The 16,940-nt window shown below is 56.0% G+C and carries 7 protein-coding genes and 9 pseudogenes; 14 read left to right on the top strand and 2 right to left on the bottom strand.

Features of this window, described 5'->3' with window-relative positions; all coding sequences use genetic code 11:
* Positions 1-483: 483 nt before the first annotated feature.
* From MLPF_RS11060 to MLPF_RS11020, 8 genes and pseudogenes are all read left to right on the top strand, one after another.
* A pseudogene (locus MLPF_RS11060) lies at positions 484-1,143 on the top strand (TetR/AcrR family transcriptional regulator).
* Between the two features lie 1,562 nt (positions 1,144-2,705).
* A complete protein-coding gene (locus tag MLPF_RS11055; protein ID WP_156147194.1) occupies positions 2,706-2,993 on the top strand; it encodes a hypothetical protein in 288 nt (95 codons plus the stop codon).
* Positions 2,994-3,386: 393 nt separating this feature from the next.
* Positions 3,387-3,761, top strand: coding sequence for a 30S ribosomal protein S12 (gene rpsL, locus MLPF_RS11050; RefSeq protein WP_010908591.1), 375 nt, complete (start codon positions 3,387-3,389; stop codon positions 3,759-3,761).
* Positions 3,761-4,231, top strand: coding sequence for a 30S ribosomal protein S7 (rpsG, locus tag MLPF_RS11045; protein WP_045843459.1), 471 nt, complete (start codon positions 3,761-3,763; stop codon positions 4,229-4,231). The genes rpsL and rpsG overlap by 1 nt, the downstream gene beginning before the upstream one ends.
* 92 nt (positions 4,232-4,323) lie before the next feature.
* Positions 4,324-6,429, top strand: a complete 2,106-nt coding sequence (gene fusA / locus MLPF_RS11040) for an elongation factor G (RefSeq protein WP_050039250.1) — start codon at positions 4,324-4,326, stop codon at positions 6,427-6,429.
* A gap of 115 nt (positions 6,430-6,544) precedes the next feature.
* Positions 6,545-7,735, top strand: coding sequence for an elongation factor Tu (gene tuf / locus MLPF_RS11035; protein WP_045843458.1), 1,191 nt, complete (start codon positions 6,545-6,547; stop codon positions 7,733-7,735).
* 158 nt (positions 7,736-7,893) lie between these two features.
* Positions 7,894-8,759 (top strand): annotated as a pseudogene (locus MLPF_RS11030) (SHOCT domain-containing protein).
* Between the two features lie 882 nt (positions 8,760-9,641).
* Positions 9,642-10,432: pseudogene (locus MLPF_RS11020) on the top strand (oxidoreductase C-terminal domain-containing protein).
* 478 nt (positions 10,433-10,910) lie between these two features.
* On the opposite strand, the gene MLPF_RS17730 reads toward MLPF_RS11020, so the two are convergent.
* Positions 10,911-11,105 (bottom strand): DUF2332 family protein, encoded by a 195-nt coding sequence (locus tag MLPF_RS17730; protein ID WP_156147193.1) that lies wholly within the window; start codon positions 11,103-11,105, stop codon positions 10,911-10,913.
* Positions 11,106-11,210: 105 nt separating this feature from the next.
* Positions 11,211-11,796, bottom strand: a pseudogene (locus MLPF_RS11015) (acyl-CoA-like ligand-binding transcription factor).
* Between the two features lie 140 nt (positions 11,797-11,936).
* On the opposite strand from MLPF_RS11015, the gene mftA reads away from it, so the two are divergent.
* From mftA to mftF, 6 genes and pseudogenes are all read left to right on the top strand, one after another.
* Complete coding sequence (mftA, locus tag MLPF_RS11010; RefSeq protein ID WP_082082404.1) at positions 11,937-12,077, top strand: mycofactocin precursor MftA; 141 nt, start codon at positions 11,937-11,939, stop codon at positions 12,075-12,077.
* Positions 12,073-12,303 (top strand): annotated as a pseudogene (mftB, locus tag MLPF_RS11005) (mycofactocin biosynthesis chaperone MftB); the annotation flags it as partial. The gene mftA and the pseudogene mftB, both read left to right, overlap by 5 nt.
* Positions 12,304-12,420: 117 nt before the next feature.
* Positions 12,421-13,504: pseudogene (locus MLPF_RS17725) on the top strand (radical SAM protein).
* Between the two features lie 15 nt (positions 13,505-13,519).
* Positions 13,520-14,616 (top strand): annotated as a pseudogene (locus MLPF_RS10995) (alpha-hydroxy-acid oxidizing protein); the annotation flags it as partial.
* A gap of 279 nt (positions 14,617-14,895) precedes the next feature.
* Positions 14,896-15,686: pseudogene (gene mftE / locus MLPF_RS16440) on the top strand (mycofactocin biosynthesis peptidyl-dipeptidase MftE).
* Positions 15,644-16,935: pseudogene (gene mftF, locus MLPF_RS16435) on the top strand (mycofactocin biosynthesis glycosyltransferase MftF). The pseudogenes mftE and mftF overlap by 43 nt, the downstream one beginning before the upstream one ends.
* Positions 16,936-16,940 lie beyond the last annotated feature (5 nt).

Raw genomic sequence — 16,940 nt, 5'->3', positions numbered from 1 at the left:
ATTGTGTTTCTGATCTTGACTGAAGAAGTGGCGGGTTCGTCGGTTATCCCTGCCGTCGGTGGGGCTCCGACGCTCGTTGTGGTTGTCGTGCTGTTCGCGATTTTCGTCGACGAGCCAGCCGGGGAGTGGCCGTCAGTTGCAGCTGGCCAGAGTGCTTTCCCCGGTAACATTGGGTATCGCCGTTTTCGGCGTACGCGTTTGGTACTTGATGGTGGAGCAGCAGGGGTAGTCGTCACCGGTCATTACGCAGGTAGCCAGCGATCCGGCGACAGTTGTCAAATTCACGGTGAGTCTCTTCGTTGTGGCAGGTGTCTGCTGGACTGAGCTTACGTGCATTTGTTCGTTCGGACGGCACGGCGCCGCCGCTCTACGCCGGTTGCAGTTCCTTCCTGAATTGGTTACCTAGGGTCGTTAGTTGAACCCACCGTGCACCGAAAAACGGCGGTGAACCAACCTTGTCATCGCAATCGGAGGGCTACCTCCATGTCGGCTCAGCCGGAACCCCAGGCAGCGGGTGGACGCCAGCGCACGGCGAAAGCAGAGAAATCCATGGCTCGCCCGGTCAAGCTAAGCCGCGCCGGCATCATCGATGGTGCATTGACCTTACTGGACCGGGAGGGGGGGTTGGCACTCGCTGACCATCAATGCGCTGGCGACTTCGCTGGGCACTAAGAGGCCGCCGCTGTATAATTTACGTCAACAGCCTGGAAGACTTGTACGCTCCGTGCGGAGTCGAGTCGTCGACGACATCATCACGATGTTGCACCAGGTCGGCATGGGTCGTTCTCACGATGACGCGGTTCTGGTTATGGCCCGAACCTACCGCAGGTATGTCCCTCCGATTATTGGTATTTTGGTGTTCACTCGCATGTTGCTGGGCAGGGATGATCCCAGGTATGCTGCTACGGCTAGGGGGTGCAGTCACACCGGTGATTGTGGTGTTGTCTTCCTAGGGGCCTTAACGGTGAGGAAGTTTTCTACGCAGCGCTTGAATTCCGTTCAGTACTGCAGAGATTCGTGCTTTTAGAACTGACTGGCGTCATGGACGATGTCGATCCGGATACGGTGTTCTCCAACATGGTATTGCGTCTTGCGATTGGCCTGGAGCGGAGTACCATGCTCGCCGGTGATAAGCTGATCTAAGAATAGTGGAAGCGGGCCTGAGTACCCTTCGCGTTTGCAATATTCCTAGTATATCACTTAAAAGACCGTGTGCCGCAAGCTCACGTTATTGGAAGCTGGTCAACCGGAAGCCGAATGGGCTTATCTCGGCCTCACCCACAGACGATGTATTCCTTAACTTTGGCTACGAGGAAGAAGCCAATGTCTTTGCAGTTGGCTGCCTCCGACAAGCCTAATAGGGATTGATCCAGCTTTACCATCGCGCACGGCTAATCAGGCGGATGTCAGTGTCAAACGGGATCCTGGAATCGGCCCACGGTACTTTCCCGGCGGCGGAGCCTCTATACCTGATGCTCACTTTGCACCCGGTGTCATATATCGTAATGGTTTTGAGCTCGACCGGTGTTTCCTTTGGTCAAAAAGTATAATTTGCTTGGCCTAGATTTTGTGCGAGGTGACGTCCAAAAAACTACCCTTCCCCGACCAATTTTTCTGGTGCCTTAGTAAACGTCGAATCCTCGACTTAATTATCTTTATTATTTTCGGTTTTCCGTGCTTTCTTGCCGAAGTGGCACGCGTGCTGCGGTCGGTAAATATATTTCCTATATGCCGACTTCTAGCCCCACAACGGTGTTATCGTATGGTGAGGTGATGTTGGCTGACAACCCAGTAAGAATTGCGTTGTACAGGGATACTTTAGCACCGAGGCTAGGCGTGGGGCAGGAGAAAAATTCTTAACAGTGGATGGTCATGACTGATATCTAGTATATCAGCGTGACTGCAACGCTTTATAGTCTGTGATCTTAGCCCCTAGGTGGGTCTCGATCGCTCGTCATGCGCTGGAAACCAGGATACTTTACCTATCGGATGTACTGCTTCGTCAAAAATGAGATGCCGCGGTGTTCTGACTGTTGTTTGCCAGCTTTGATGCGCATTTGCTAAGCACCGGCATTACTCATTGGGTTGATGCGGTGCGCAGTCCGCAGCGGCTTGGTGTTACTAATCTGAACCTGGTGGCTTTGCAAAAAGCAGTTTTTATATGCAGGTTTTGTGTTCGTGCGCGCGATTAATCGAGTACCCTAAATTTGTGGGGTAATCGATTACGTTGCTGATCACTTCCCGAATTAGAGGTTGTTGCGATGATTGAAACGGTGGTTTTATGTATGACGCTATAGCGTTTGTGCCTAGCAGCAGGGGGCACGAAGTGGTGAATGATACCGCTTATTCAAGATGAGCAGGCTCACTGGCAGTTTAAGGCGGTCTTGCTGATGGTATACCAGAGTGTGTTCTGGCGCTTTTCGTGGCCGCTGATCCGGTGCATAGTGGCGTTGCTGTTGATTTCGCGGAAGCGGCCCATGCGTAACTTTGGATCCTGGCGTTTGGCGCCCTGATAGCGAGTAGCGCTCTAACTGTAGGCCTGTTGACGAGGTTGTACGGCTTCGCTCCTGTATCTGCACTAAGGGGTTAATTCTGTTGCAGAAAGCTCGATCGTCCAGCACGTCCAAAGCGTTGTTCGTCTGCTAACATTACTAGTTGCCTGGGATTTCATTGTGGTGGGTTTACTGACGCATTTTCGAGCGTCGGTGCCTGTGTCGCCGACTGCACTCCCTCGGCTGCTGGCCTGCGTCCTGGATTTGCTAGATGGTCCAACTTTCCGGGTAGTGTTTGTGATTGGCATGTTTCGGCACGCCGCTAGCGGTCAAGGGTGGTTAAAGGGTGGTTATTTAGTGGCGGTCGCCGCCATCTTGGCCTCGGGAGCAGTATCGGCATGCAGGTTGGAGTGCCGCGGTAGGGTTACACTTGCGGTCCTCGAGATGTCGCTGGTGGCCTACCTCATTGAGCCGGTGCACACCCAAGTGGTTATGCTGTAGTTACATAGCTTTAAAGTGCGGTCGTGGTATCGGCCGATTCTGGCTTTTTCGTTTGCTGTGGTGGGTGCTTTTGCAGTGGTTGGATGGCATGAGCCCAGGCTGGTCTTAAAGCAAGCTGTCGGCCTCAGCGAGCATTTCGGATGCCTCATTGGCTCGCTTTGACCTGCCCGAGCAGGGGCGGGTATTGTGGCTAGTTCCTGGCGGCTTACGGCGCCTGATGTTCTATCATGGTGTGATGCCGGCCTAATTCGCATGTCCAGGATGCAACGGATTTAAACGGATTTTAGGTACGGGGGCGAGCACATGCGACATGCCCAGTCGCAGGGTACTGAGGTAGGGCGTAACTGCACAACGCCACACTTGGCAACGAACACAACATTGGAGAGCCGATAGATGCCCACCATTCAGCAGCTGGTACGCAAGGGTCGCCGGGATAAGATTGGCAAGGTCAAGACTGCGGCTCTGAAGGGCAACCCGCAGCGTCGCGGTGTTTGCACCCGTGTGTACACTTCCACCCCAAAGAAACCGAACTCGGCGCTTCGCAAGGTTGCCCGCGTGAAGCTGACGAGCCAGGTTGAGGTCACAGCGTACATCCCAGGCGAGGGCCACAACTTGCAGGAACATTCCATGGTGCTGGTGCGTGGTGGTCGGGTGAAAGATCTGCCTGGTGTGCGCTACAAGATCATTCGCGGTTCGCTCGACACCCAGGGTGTCAAGAACCGGAAACAGGCTCGTAGCCGCTATGGCGCCAAGAAGGAGAAGAGCTGATGCCACGCAAAGGGCCCGTGCCTAAGCGTCCGTTGGTCAATGACCCTGTCTACGGGTCGCAGTTGGTCACCCAGCTGGTGAACAAAATTCTGCTGAAGGGGAAGAAATCGCTGGCTGAACACATTGTTTATGGCGCGCTTGAGCACGCCCGCGAAAAGACCGGCACCGATCCTGTCATCACGCTTAAGCGTGCTCTCGACAACGTTAAGCCGGCCCTCGAGGTGCGTAGCCGCCGTGTCGGCGGTGCGACTTATCAGGTGCCTGTCGAGGTTCGGCCAGACCGATCGACCACGCTGGCGCTGCGTTGGCTCGTCGGCTTCTCACGGCAGCGTCGGGAGAAGACCATGATTGAGCGGTTGGCAAACGAGATCTTGGATGCTAGCAATGGCCTCGGAGCCTCCGTGAAGCGGCGCGAGGATACCCACAAGATGGCCGAGGCTAACCGTGCGTTTGCGCACTATCGTTGGTAGAGGCTGATGCCACCGGAGGTAGCAACATCAGCGAGGAGCCAGCAACGCAGACTGATAGCTAGCCAAGCAACCGAAAGAGTGGGAAGACTTTTGTGGCGCAGAAGGACGTGCTGACCGACCTCACTAAGGTCCGCAACATCGGCATCATGGCGCACATCGACGCCGGCAAGACGACGACGACAGAGCGCATCCTCTACTACACCGGTATCAGCTACAAGATTGGTGAGGTACACGACGGTGCCGCAACCATGGACTGGATGGAGCAGGAACAAGAACGTGGGATCACCATCACCTCCGCGGCCACTACCTGCTTCTGGAATGATAACCAGATCAACATTATTGACACGCCTGGTCACGTTGATTTTACTGTGGAAGTTGAGCGATCGCTCCGTGTTCTTGATGGTGCCGTGGCGGTTTTCGACGGGAAAGAAGGCGTCGAGCCGCAGTCCGAGCAGGTCTGGCGACAGGCCGATAAGTATGCCGTCCCGCGTATCTGCTTCGTCAACAAGATGGACAAGATCGGCGCTGATTTCTACTTCTCGGTTCGCACTATGCAGGAGCGGTTGGGCGCTAACGTCATTCCCATCCAGTTACCTGTCGGCTCTGAGGGTGACTTCGAAGGTGTCGTCGACTTGGTTGAGATGAAGGCCAAGGTGTGGAGTGCTGAGACCAAGCTCGGTGAGAAGTACGACGTTGTTGATATACCACCGGATTTGCAGGAGAAGGCCGAGGAGTACCGTACCAAGTTAGTCGAGACCGTCGCGGAAACCGACGAGGTGTTGCTGGAAAAATACTTCGGCAGCGAAGAGCTCACGGTCGCTGAGATTAAGGGTGCGATCCGCAAGTTGACCGTCAGTTCGGAAGCATACCCGGTGCTGTGCGGTAGCGCGTTCAAGAACAAAGGTGTCCAGCCGATGCTTGATGCCGTCATCGACTACCTGCCCTCGCCGCTGGACGTGCCGGCGGCCATCGGCCACGTACCGGGCAAAGAGGACGAGGAAATCGGCCGCAAGCCGTCGATCGACGAACCGTTATCGGCGCTGGCGTTCAAGGTGGCGACACATCCCTTCTTCGGCAAGCTCACCTACGTCCGGGTGTACTCCGGCAAGGTTGATGCCGGCAGTCAGGTCATTAACGCGACCAAAGGTAAGAAGGAGCGTCTGGGCAAGTTGTTCCAGATGCATTCCAACAAGGAAAACCCGGTGGAGACCGCGTCAGCCGGTCACATCTACGCGGTGATCGGCCTCAAGGACACCACCACCGGCGACACGCTGGCCGACCCGAATAACCAGATCGTGCTCGAGTCGATGACTTTCCCCGACCCGGTGATCGAGGTGGCCATCGAGCCGAAAACCAAGAGTGACCAGGAGAAGCTCAGTCTGTCGATCCAGAAGCTCGCCGAAGAGGACCCGACCTTCAGGGTGCACCTGGATTCCGAAACCGGTCAGACCGTGATCGGCGGGATGGGCGAGTTGCATCTGGACATCCTGGTCGACCGGATGCGCCGTGAGTTTAAGGTTGAGGCCAATGTCGGAAAGCCACAGGTGGCGTACAAAGAGACCATCCGCCAGGTCGTGGAGACTGTTGAGTACACTCACAAGAAGCAGACTGGTGGTTCGGGCCAGTTCGCCAAGGTCGTAATCAAACTTGAGCCGTTTAGCGGCGAGAACGGTGCGACTTACGAGTTCGAGAGTAAGGTTACTGGTGGCCGCATCCCGCGCGAGTACATCCCTTCCGTGGACGCCGGTGCGCAAGATGCCATGCAGTACGGCGTGCTGGCCGGCTACCCGCTGGTGAACTTGAAAGTCACCTTACTCGATGGTGCTTACCACGACGTCGATTCGTCGGAAATGGCGTTCAAGATCGCTGGTTCTCAGGTGCTGAAAAAGGCTGCTGCGCAAGCACAGCCGGTGATTTTGGAACCGATAATGGCTGTTGAGGTCACCACGCCCGAGGACTACATGGGTGACGTGATCGGCGACCTGAACTCCCGACGCGGCCAGATTCAGGCAATGAAGGAGCGCGCCGGCACACGTGTCGTGAGGGCGCACGTCCCGTTGTCGGAGATGTTCGGCTACGTAGGAGACCTACGATCCAAGACGCAAGGCCGGGCTAACTACTCCATGGTGTTCAACTCGTACTCCGAAGTGCCGGTGAACGTGTCGAAGGAGATCATCGCGAAGGTAACGGGCGAGTAGGAGCCGAGTGATCGGAAAAGCCTACGAGTATGCTGACGCGGTCACTACCGCGTCATAACTGAAATTACTAACACTGCTTTATTACAAGCACCAATAAGTCCAGGAGGACACAGAAGTGGCGAAGGCGAAGTTCGAGCGGACGAAGCCGCACGTCAACATCGGGACCATCGGTCACGTTGACCACGGCAAGACCACCTTGACCGCGGCTATTACCAAGGTCTTGCATGACAAGTTCCCCAACCTGAATGAGTCGCGTGCCTTTGACCAGATCGACAACGCGCCCGAGGAGCGTCAGCGCGGTATCACCATCAACATTTCCCACGTGGAGTACCAGACCGAGAAGCGTCACTATGCTCACGTCGACGCTCCGGGGCACGCCGACTACATCAAGAACATGATCACCGGTGCGGCCCAGATGGACGGTGCGATCCTGGTGGTCGCCGCTACCGACGGCCCGATGCCGCAGACTCGCGAGCACGTCCTGCTCGCCCGTCAGGTGGGTGTGCCTTACATCCTGGTCGCACTGAACAAGTCCGACGCCGTGGACGACGAGGAACTGCTCGAGCTGGTTGAGATGGAAGTCCGTGAGTTGCTGGCCGCCCAGGAGTTCGACGAGGACGCCCCAGTCGTGCGCGTCTCGGCATTGAAGGCGCTCGAGGGTGACGCCAAGTGGGTCGAGTCTGTCGCACAGTTGATGGACGCTGTCGACGATTCGATCCCGGCCCCAGTCCGTGAGACTGACAAGCCGTTCCTGATGCCCGTTGAGGACGTCTTCACCATCACCGGTCGTGGCACTGTGGTCACCGGTCGGGTGGAGCGCGGCGTGGTCAACGTGAACGAGGAAGTCGAGATCGTCGGCATTCGTCAGACGACTACCAAGACCACCGTCACTGGTGTGGAGATGTTTCGTAAGCTGCTCGACCAAGGTCAGGCCGGTGACAACGTTGGTCTGTTGTTGCGTGGCATCAAGCGCGAGGATGTCGAGCGCGGCCAGGTCGTCATCAAACCCGGCACCACCACACCGCATACCGAGTTTGAAGGCCAGGTCTACATCCTATCTAAGGACGAAGGTGGCCGGCACACACCGTTCTTCAACAACTACCGTCCGCAGTTCTATTTCCGTACCACTGATGTGACCGGTGTGGTGACGTTGCCAGAGGGCACCGAGATGGTTATGCCCGGTGACAGCACCAACATCTCAGTGAAGTTGATTCAGCCCGTCGCCATGGACGAGGGTTTGCGCTTCGCGATCCGCGAAGGTGGCCGTACTGTTGGTGCCGGCCGGGTCGTCAAGATCATCAAGTAAACTGTATCAACGGACCCAGGTGGCCACCCGATCCACATTTGCGAAACGGCGCACATACCAAACGGATGGGCGCCGTTTCGTTTGCGTTTATGCGGCCCGTGGTAGTTTTGCAGGCGCAAATCTAACACGAACTTACCTGCGAAGGTGAGGGAAGGCAGATGTTATTACGTTGTTTGAAGACACAGTTATTGGTTTTGCTGTGAGGTGGCCTAGTCGGGCCGATCTTTCTGTCTGGTCGTCTACTTCGTTCTGGGATTGGGTATCCTGCTGCAATAGATGTTCTATGTTGGCCTACTAATCACCGTCGTTTACGTGCTGGTCGCGCTGGCGTTGACCAACTACGGGGCTAAGTCCGCCGACAAAACCGCGGAAGTTGAGCAGCACGGGGTGCTGGCGTTCACCTAAATTACCGAGCTCACCGAGAAGGGTGCTCGTATAAATGAGCAACCCGTGGTGAAGGTAAACTTGCAATGTCCGGATCTGGGTTTTGCCGTTTACATAGTCAAAGACTTGGTTATCCGCCAGCGTTGTCCGGCTGGGTAGCCTTACTGCACGTAAGCTCGTCGTCTGGTTAACCCGACCACATAGGAATACCGAATCAACGGTGAGTGGAAGCACGTAGTCAACGTGCTGGTGCCCGTGCAATTCTTCACCGTGGTCGAAAACAACCAAACCTACGGCTTGAACCGGGCAAGCTGGCCCGTTGCTGTAGATCCTACAGATCCTCAAGGCTAACAATGTTCCGCTCCACCGAATGGTTGACATACGGTCATTTCTGGGATTGGGATCAGCAGATCCAGGTGGTGGTACATCGGGCGACTGAACAGCAAGCATCGGCTGCACAACTGATACCGGGTTGTCTCGCCGCCGTAACCGCCGATCGTGCAGCGGCTGTAGGAGCTCGAAAAGCTCTGCGCCAGCGGCACGTTGACCGAAGCAGGAATACAGCACCAGCCGGATACAGATTATCTCTGAATTCTTACGAAGCAGGACAACCTATAACAGGTTGCAGTTTTGTTGTTAGCCGGTCAGTCGGCGGAGGGGCAGCGAAAGGATTGGCGAGGTGGGTGACGTGGTGGTGCAGGCTGGATCCAATGCACGGATAGGTTACGTTTGTTTGTCACTGGCGCCGTTTGGGCCCAGATACACTCGCGTGTGGTGCGGATAATCTGCGAAGGCGTTGATATCTGCGTTCCGATATACAGACGGCAGTGTCACCTACCCAGCGGCCACGTCGGAAGACCCCAATGAGACAGCCCGGCGCGGTACCAAGCCGCGGGCCGCAGAATGTTTGTGGGCCAGCGATCTAGACGTCCGAAACGATATAACGCTACGACAGATGGGTGGCTGACGGCGCTGAGCAGTTCAGCCGGCTCGACAATCCTGGCGGCTAGCGCTGCTATGCTTGGGCTACTCTGTAAACTTTACTAGGTAAGCAGTGGCCACCGTCATCGAAATCAACTTGACGGCCACTTAGCGCACCTCGTGGGCCGTGGTGCCCGCGATGGTCGAGGCTGGCAGGGGCAGTTCCATCGTGATTGTCAGCTTGCCGCCCGGTTTGAAGGCCACGCCGGGACAACGGCCATTACGTGTCGGTCGAACACGGACGGACTGGTGGTGCTGACCAACACGTTAGCGATCGATCTCGGCGTATTCGGAATCTGGGTCAACTTTACCCACACTAAACTTGATCGACACCCCCGATGATCGAGCCACCGGCGAGGACTGATGTACTTGCCAAGTATCCAGTTATCCATCTAATTCTGGGCAAATTACTTTGCAGTACAAGGATCTAGGCTAACATCCTAGATTGTTCTATAGTTTGCTGGAGACGGGTTAACCGCAGTGTCGAGCACGCAGATTCCGGTCGACAAAAGTGCCTTGAAATATTGACCGGCGATTGGGTATGGACTGCAACATGACTGAAAAGAGCAGTGTGCTAGTCGACGGGGCCGCTGCCGCCCGAACCGCTGAGCAACTGCGCAGGGCCGACTACACCGGTCCCATCATCATCGGCAACGAAGTGTATCTGCCGTATAACCAGCTGCCGCTCTCCAAGGATGTCGATGACGTCGCCCTACACACTACGTGAGTGGTACGACGAGAAAGACATCGCCCTGCAGTTGGGCTCGGCCGCTAACAGCCTTGACATCCATCAACAGACGGCGGCCCTGGACGTCGCGGTACGGTGCCCTGCTACGACGAACTCGTCATCGCGACAGGGGTAAGGCCGAGGTGCTTAGTCAGCGGCATGTCGACGCGGTGCTGCTCACCGACAGTCCGGTCGGCGCCGTAATACCGGTGGCGTCAAAGACGAGTACGCCGAATGTACGGTGCTCGGTGACATCGCCTCCTGGCGTGATTCAATGAGACACTAAGGGCGCGTAGAACATTGGAGCAACTGCTCTGCTTAAGGATCGGGTCGTTGCGCCTGCGTTGCCAGGGCGCGACCTATCTTCGACCGTGGTCGTTCCATATTTCTGGAGCGATCAATATGACGTCAAGATCCAATATCCCTGGGAGTCGCACGCCGTCGATATCGTCCATCCCGTCGAGGACGATGGCTGCACATTCTTGGTCTATTACGAACACGACGGGGTACTGATCGGCGTTGTTGGCGGCGGGATGTTAGGCAAAGTCATGAAGGTACGTTCCAACAACGCTGTGGGCACGCCCATCTTTGAAATGCTGGAGTAACTAAGCCGCAGCGTGTGCAGATCGTTACTGCCAGTGCACCAGGCCGGCGGCCGCCTCGACTGCCATTTGGCACATAAGCCACGTTGGGATCTTCCTAGCCGACCGCGATGACGCTGTGCAGCCGTTGCAGCCGTGCGCTCTAGTCGGGCTAGGTGTAGTTCAACAACACCGTCATTTTCCATCGGGGCTGGTGATGCCGAGGGTCGCGATGTTGTACCGTTATGTTCAATGACCCGTACCTAACCTGCTAGTGGGTTCTGTTTGCAGATTCAGCCCAGCGCTCGATCCGACCTCGAAAAGCCTTACCGGCAAAGCGAGTCAGCGCACCTCTTGACCAGCCTGGTGCAGCAGCACACTGATCAGCACGGCGGATCGGCCGATCTCGTTGGTATGTGGTGGTTGACCCAGTGTGGCATGTTGCGAGTAGATCTAGTCGATGGCGGTGTGAAACGCTATAGGGCAAGGAAGATTCGGCGTTTCAGCAGCTGCCGACGCTATGATACCAGTTACGTAATTCTGTTGCCCAACTATCCAGCGTCAATCGATGCAGCCCGCTGAGCAACCGAAGCGGCACCGCTTGGCGTGCTGGAGCAGCTTCGTGTCCAGCCAAGATGGTCGCGAAGACCCCCACCGTTTTCGACGTTGTTGGCCACGAGTTCCAGCAATGCGGCATGCATCGGAGAGTAAACTATACAGAGCCGTTCCTGCGATCGCAGCGTGTGCAGCAGGTGCTTGGCATTCATGTGCGTCGTTCTCCTCCCGCAAGCGGGAGGTACTTTCATCGCTTCGCTCTGTATTGTCGCCGGTACGGTTCAGAGTTGAGTCTTGCTAGCTCGGCGCCGACCACGTCGAACACGCACGCGAGTGCCTCGGGTAACGGCACCGATTCATCAGTAAGCTAGTGCTCGTAGGCCGATAGCGTGACCCCACAGCATCGTCCTGGCGATCGTCTTGGATATTCGGTCGGTCGTCCTGACGCCCAACTGGCCGGCGACGAAACCAGCGGGCGTCTAATGCCAGCCGGCGTACATCGTCATCGAGTAAGCTTGCAGTTCCGCGGTTTGCAGGATGACCCGCATGCGCTGACGCTGCAGGACTGTCTTGGACTCGTCGAAGGTAGTGAAGGCCAACAACGCCGAGCGCAGTGCGTCGTCCAGTGGAATCCGCGGATCAAACTTTGTTGAGCAGGCCCCGTAGCTGAGCAAGGTGGGTTCCGAAGTCGTTTCCGGGGATGGCGTTTTGGACGTGTACTACCAGATGAGGGTGTGACGGACGATGCCTGCTGCTTCCGTGACATCGTCGAAGCCCACTTCAGCAAAACCCCGAGCGGCAAACCACTCGAGGGTCGTGTCGGAGATGTTGATTGGCGTTGTCGAGCGTCGCTTGCCTAACCGCGATTACGACAGCAGTAAACTACTCTTCTTTTTCAGCACTCGATGCCATATTACAGCGCCGACTGACAGATTGACATGTTGTTGAATCTCTTTAGCGAAAGGTCATTTGCATGGACCACGAGACCGATTCGGACACCGAGCTCGTAACAGAAATCCTCGTTGAAGAAATGTCTACCGATGGCATGTGCGGGATCTGCCGAGCGTGTTCGCACCCATGCAGATTCGTTGGTCTAGCGGCTTTGATACCCTGATCTCGGTTGGGAAGTTACACCCACAGGTGGCGATTCAGTCAGAACCCTTTGGGGCGCTGCTATAATTATTTTGGCACCCGCGAACTGTCGTTCCTGAAAAATTTTACTATCCTTCTGGTGGTGCACTTGCTTGCCGACCATCTCTGATGTCCGGTCCGCCTGCCTCGTTGCCGGGGTTGACGAATCCAGGCGTGGCTACTTACCGATATGCGTTTGGGCCGGATGACCGACTGCCCAACATGCTGGTGGCCTAGCAAGACTCCAAAGAGAGTAAATGGAAGTGCCAATGAAGTCCGGAGTACCTCGTCTGATAGAATAGATCTAGCAGCGTCCGGATGCTCCTATCTTCTTAACCTGGAGTATCATATGTGCATGCAATCTGGCGTGCGTGCATTGCCTGTCGTCTTCAAGCAAGCGCGATCACCGGAAGTAGTCTACCCGACAATGCAAGGACATCATCGACGAGCTGGAACGCATGCGGTTCTTTTATGTCAGCATCAGTGGCGGGGAACCGACCGTACGCACGGACTTTTAGGAGTTGGTGGATGACGCTACTGCGCGCTGTGTTGGAATGAAGTTCTCTACCAAAGGGTCCGAATCACAGCCGAGGTCTTCACACGGTTGGCAGCCCGCTGCTATGTGGATGTTCAAATTTCGCTCGACGATGCCACTGCCGAGGCCAGCCAAGCCATCCGCAGTGTTGTCGATCAACTCGACCACTCCGCTACGTTGGCAAGGTGGCACCTTGCGCATCACCTGGCTGTGACCCTCCGATGGTGGTGCCCCTGTCTGGAAAAGACTTGCACCTCCAAAGCTGTCTAGCAGATAAAGCTTTACGATTGATTGGTTGCTAACGGTGAGAGCGCGTTTACCGGTGATTCCTTCTTGCATTTGTCACCACTAGGCCAGTTGGGCGTCTTGGCTGGTCTGAGTATGTATGGAGCGGGACTGCTGGTGTGTTTCATTGACCTAGTGGGCGATGTTTACGCCTGACCGTTCACCATCTCCAAGACCGCTTTCTTAAGGGAAATGTGTTGTCTTACTCTGGCTTCGTTAACGTGTGGAAAAATAAAATACCCTGCTGTTTCGTGAGCAGCACTCCCTGGCTGTCTGCGGTAGCTGTTGGCACTCCAATAGTTGTCGGACCGGGTGCATGGCGGCCAAGTTTTTTCACCGGCTTTCCGATTGATGGCTCAGATCCTGAATGTGTCGAAAGGTGCAGCGCTTAGGCACTGGTTCTCGACCGTGACATGCTGCCAGCTCGGTACGGACACTACCGCGGGAGACAGGTCCGCAAACTAGTGCCATTGACCCCGGCGGTCTATCCGGCTGCAGCGCCGGATAGACCGCCGGTGTTCCTCCATAGCGAAAGCCCACTGGTAACAATGGCGGACGAATGGTTGGAAACCATAACTATTGCCCAGTAACGTGCTAAGCGGTGCCTGCCTAAATTTTTTCTATTACCTGATGTAGGTTAGAGAAAAGGAATTACGTTCACCGACAAGCTCTAAGCATTCAGTGAACTTTGCTTTTTATGTCATTGGCGTGGTAGAAAATTTTGATTTATTGACTATCAATATAGGACAACATATTTTGCTGCAGGTTATCATTTCGCCGACCAGTGTCCAGGTGGTTGATCCATACGCGAAGTTGCTATCGCGCGGGCGGCAGCGGCGTGGTTAACCGCGATGGAATTATCCTCTTTCATCACTAAGCCGGTTGAGGAGGTTATTGTCGCTAATCCCCAGATCTGTATTGGCTCGGTGGTTGCTCCGCGATCGCAGAGTGTGTTGAACGGGTGTGTCAGACCGGCGCAGTCGGCTTGATCTTCACCACCAACCGGACGTTCTCGCATGGTCGAGACTGGGGCAGTTCGAAACTCTACCGAGCAGACGAATCTGCGGACCATCCTACGATTGTCCGTTCGCTTTGGCTATGGCAGTTCGGCAAGACGCTGTGACCATCGTACCTGCGGGTACCGAATCAGGGACCGGCGTGGCAAGCCCGGACCAGCGTTCTTTGCCACCTAATATTAACCTATATTAGGAGTGGATTAGCACACGCTGCTCACCTGGGACGACATCGCTTGGCTACGAGAACTGTGGAGCGGATCGTTTAGGTTCAAGGGCATGATACGAGTCTACTATGTTACAAAGGCTGTGTGTGTTGGTGTTTCGGCAATATCGGTGTAGAAGCATGATGCAACAACCTGGAAGGAACGCCCCGCTATTTATGCTTTCTTCGCAGTAGCGGCAGCTGTGGGCGACCAAATCGAGGTGTTGCTTGACGATGACCTCCGGCGCGAAAGCGATGTTGTCGACACGGTAGAGCTGGGCGCGCGTGCGGTTATGATCGGCTGCACGTACCTGTGGGGGCTTGCCGCGGCGGGCAAACCGGTGTCGAAAACGTCCTCGATATTCTGTGCGCCGATACCGACTCGGTGTTGATGGGGCTGGGGCACGTCAGCGTCGGTGAACTCAATCTCAACAAAACCCTAGTTTCGGCCTGGCTTTGGCGAGGCACTGGGTGTCCCTCCCGGTGCTGTCTAGTCCGTTTTATGGTGAATTGGGTCCAATTTATGATGCGCCTTTACCCATCCGGAATGGCAGACTGAGCCCGGTGCTGGGGTAATGCCGCCACATGTCCCTAACGGGGTGACGTCTACGGCTACCGGCGATTGGCCGATATCCGGTTGCCCTAAAGTTTAGTGGCTAGAGGAGCTACGCTCGTATAATTTGATACGATCGTTGCAATCGTGGCGGACGATCTGAAAATCGACCTTGATACGCACATAACCGAAAAGAAATTTTCTAGAAGGTTGAACACGGTACACACCAGGAGAAATTCGTCCTACACATCGGCAAGTGCCTGTACTCGGGAACTAGCGAGTGCAGGATCGAGCCAGTTAGCAAGCATCTTGCCGTCAATCATGATCCTACCGGAGTCTACCAAACAACACGGTCCAAATCTGCCGGTTGATACTGACACCAGGATCACGATTGCCGTCGCTCGAGGGCCTCGGGTTGAGGAGCACATGACCCACGTTGAGCAGGCCTGGCCGGCGGCACCGGCGTTTGCCTACGGTGCAAACGGTGAGCACCAAAGTTTCTCCGGAACGATCTCCATCGGTACCGAGGTCTTGACTGCGTTGCTGGTGGAGTACAGCAAGTTGTTTTTCTGCTGGGGCGCAGCATCTGGTCTTAATTAATAGCCACCGGTAATGTCGGCGTGTTGGACCGTGCCGTGGGCAAACTTCGCGCCGAAGACCGTGATAGCACGGTGCTCGTGTACCGCCGCCGGCGACGATGCCCCTGCGGAGCATACCGGGACACCGGTGTTGCTGCATATCTAACTAGCTGGCATGCCGATTTGTCGGTGGCTAGCTAGTAGCGGTGCGCCATTGGCTATTTGCTTCTGCCCGTGCGCCGCGAGGGAGTCGAGGTGGAGGTGTTGGGGCCCCACCATCGCGACTGTAGCTGAGGGCAAGCGCATCTTCGCGGAGATGGTCGACGGGTGTGTGTGCGTCGAGTTACCCGCTGGCTTCCTGGTTCCGACAAGATGCTGGCGTGCCCCAGGCTCGACTGCCGTGCGGGTTCGTCGTTCAGATAGATCGCCTTGTGTGCATGCTTGGCGATAGCTAGGCCCTGCTCGGGAATCATTAACCCGCCGTCGGCCCAAAAGATGTTGTCTGATGGCCTGCTGAAGGTGCGTGACGAAGTTGGCGCCCAGCTTGACACGTGCCCTGCTGGTGCCGCAGGTGGCGTATCCGTGGCCCGTAGCACCGTGACATGACCGTGGTGATTCCGGTGCGTGATAACGCCGCTGGAGTGCGGCACTTGGTGAGCTTACTACGCAGATTACGCGTTGTTGTGGTGGAAGACGGTTCGTGGTGCCTCACTTAGGACGAAGGACTTAGTGGGTACACACTGCGACGTCGAGGTGTTGCGTAATCCGTGTAATAAAGAGCTGTCGGTGGTGCGCAACATCGGGCTGGCCTTCTGCGCCACCGATTTCGTCGCGTTTATGGATTCCGATGTGTCGCCGTGGCGTGGTTGACTGAAAGTTCTGCTGGGTCACTTCTGCGATCTCCCACCGTCGCCCTGGTATTACCACGCATCATCGTTTTCTTGCAAGGCGTGAATGCGGTAGTCTGTTATGGGTGGTGTATGCGTTACTGGACCTCGGTTAGTGACAAGCGGCAGCGTGGCCCTACAGCACAGTGTCCTACATACACAGCATGGCGATCATCTGTCGCCGCTCGGCCATTTGCAGGGGCGGCGGGTTCGATGAGACGCTGTAGTCCGGCTAGGACGTCGACCTGTGTTGGTGGTTCATCGAAGCAGGAGCCCGGCTGCCGCTACGAACTCAGCGCGTTGGTCGCTCACGATCACCACACCGAATTGTATAGATTGGATTGTACGTAAAGTAATTCCATGGCGGCTTGACGGCGGAGCTATCGGTGCGTCATCCGGACAAGACAGCTCCTTTGGTGATCTCTTGCTGGGCACCGATGGCCTGAATTCTTATGGCTGTAGGGACGAGCATCACGCAGCTAGCGTCGCTGGTTATCGCCGTCCTGACGGGTCGCCGAATAACCAGAGTTTTGCGCAGTGCCGAGACATCGCTGCGCGATATTGGCGCGATCGCCAGACGCTGTCTATGGTCGGCGGCGCTGCGACTGGCGTCGGCCATTTTGCTGGCATTACTGACCGGTGGCGTTGCTGGCAGCACATTTTCGGTATCGAATTGCGCTATACTGGTGCTCAAGTGGGTCAATGACCTGGCCTACGCCCTCGGTCTGTCGTGGGGTGTGGTGCTCGAATGCAACATTGGGCGTGCTCAAGCCACCGGTTTGTAGCTAGT

This window comes from Mycobacterium lepromatosis (assembly GCF_000975265.2).
Classification (GTDB): domain Bacteria; phylum Actinomycetota; class Actinomycetes; order Mycobacteriales; family Mycobacteriaceae; genus Mycobacterium; species Mycobacterium lepromatosis.
Note: the sequence above shows the minus strand (reverse complement) of the source record. Positions and strands in the feature narration are given on the sequence as shown.

Excerpts from the sequence above, each read along its gene's own strand:
- rpsL (WP_010908591.1), top strand. The coding sequence starts at position 3,387 with ATGCCCACCATTCAGCAGCTGGTACGCAAGGGTCGCCGGGATAAGATT.
- rpsG (WP_045843459.1), top strand. The coding sequence starts at position 3,761 with ATGCCACGCAAAGGGCCCGTGCCTAAGCGTCCGTTGGTCAATGACCCT.
- MLPF_RS17730 (WP_156147193.1), bottom strand. The coding sequence starts at position 11,105 with ATGCCGCATTGCTGGAACTCGTGGCCAACAACGTCGAAAACGGTGGGG.
- mftA (WP_082082404.1), top strand. The coding sequence starts at position 11,937 with ATGGACCACGAGACCGATTCGGACACCGAGCTCGTAACAGAAATCCTC.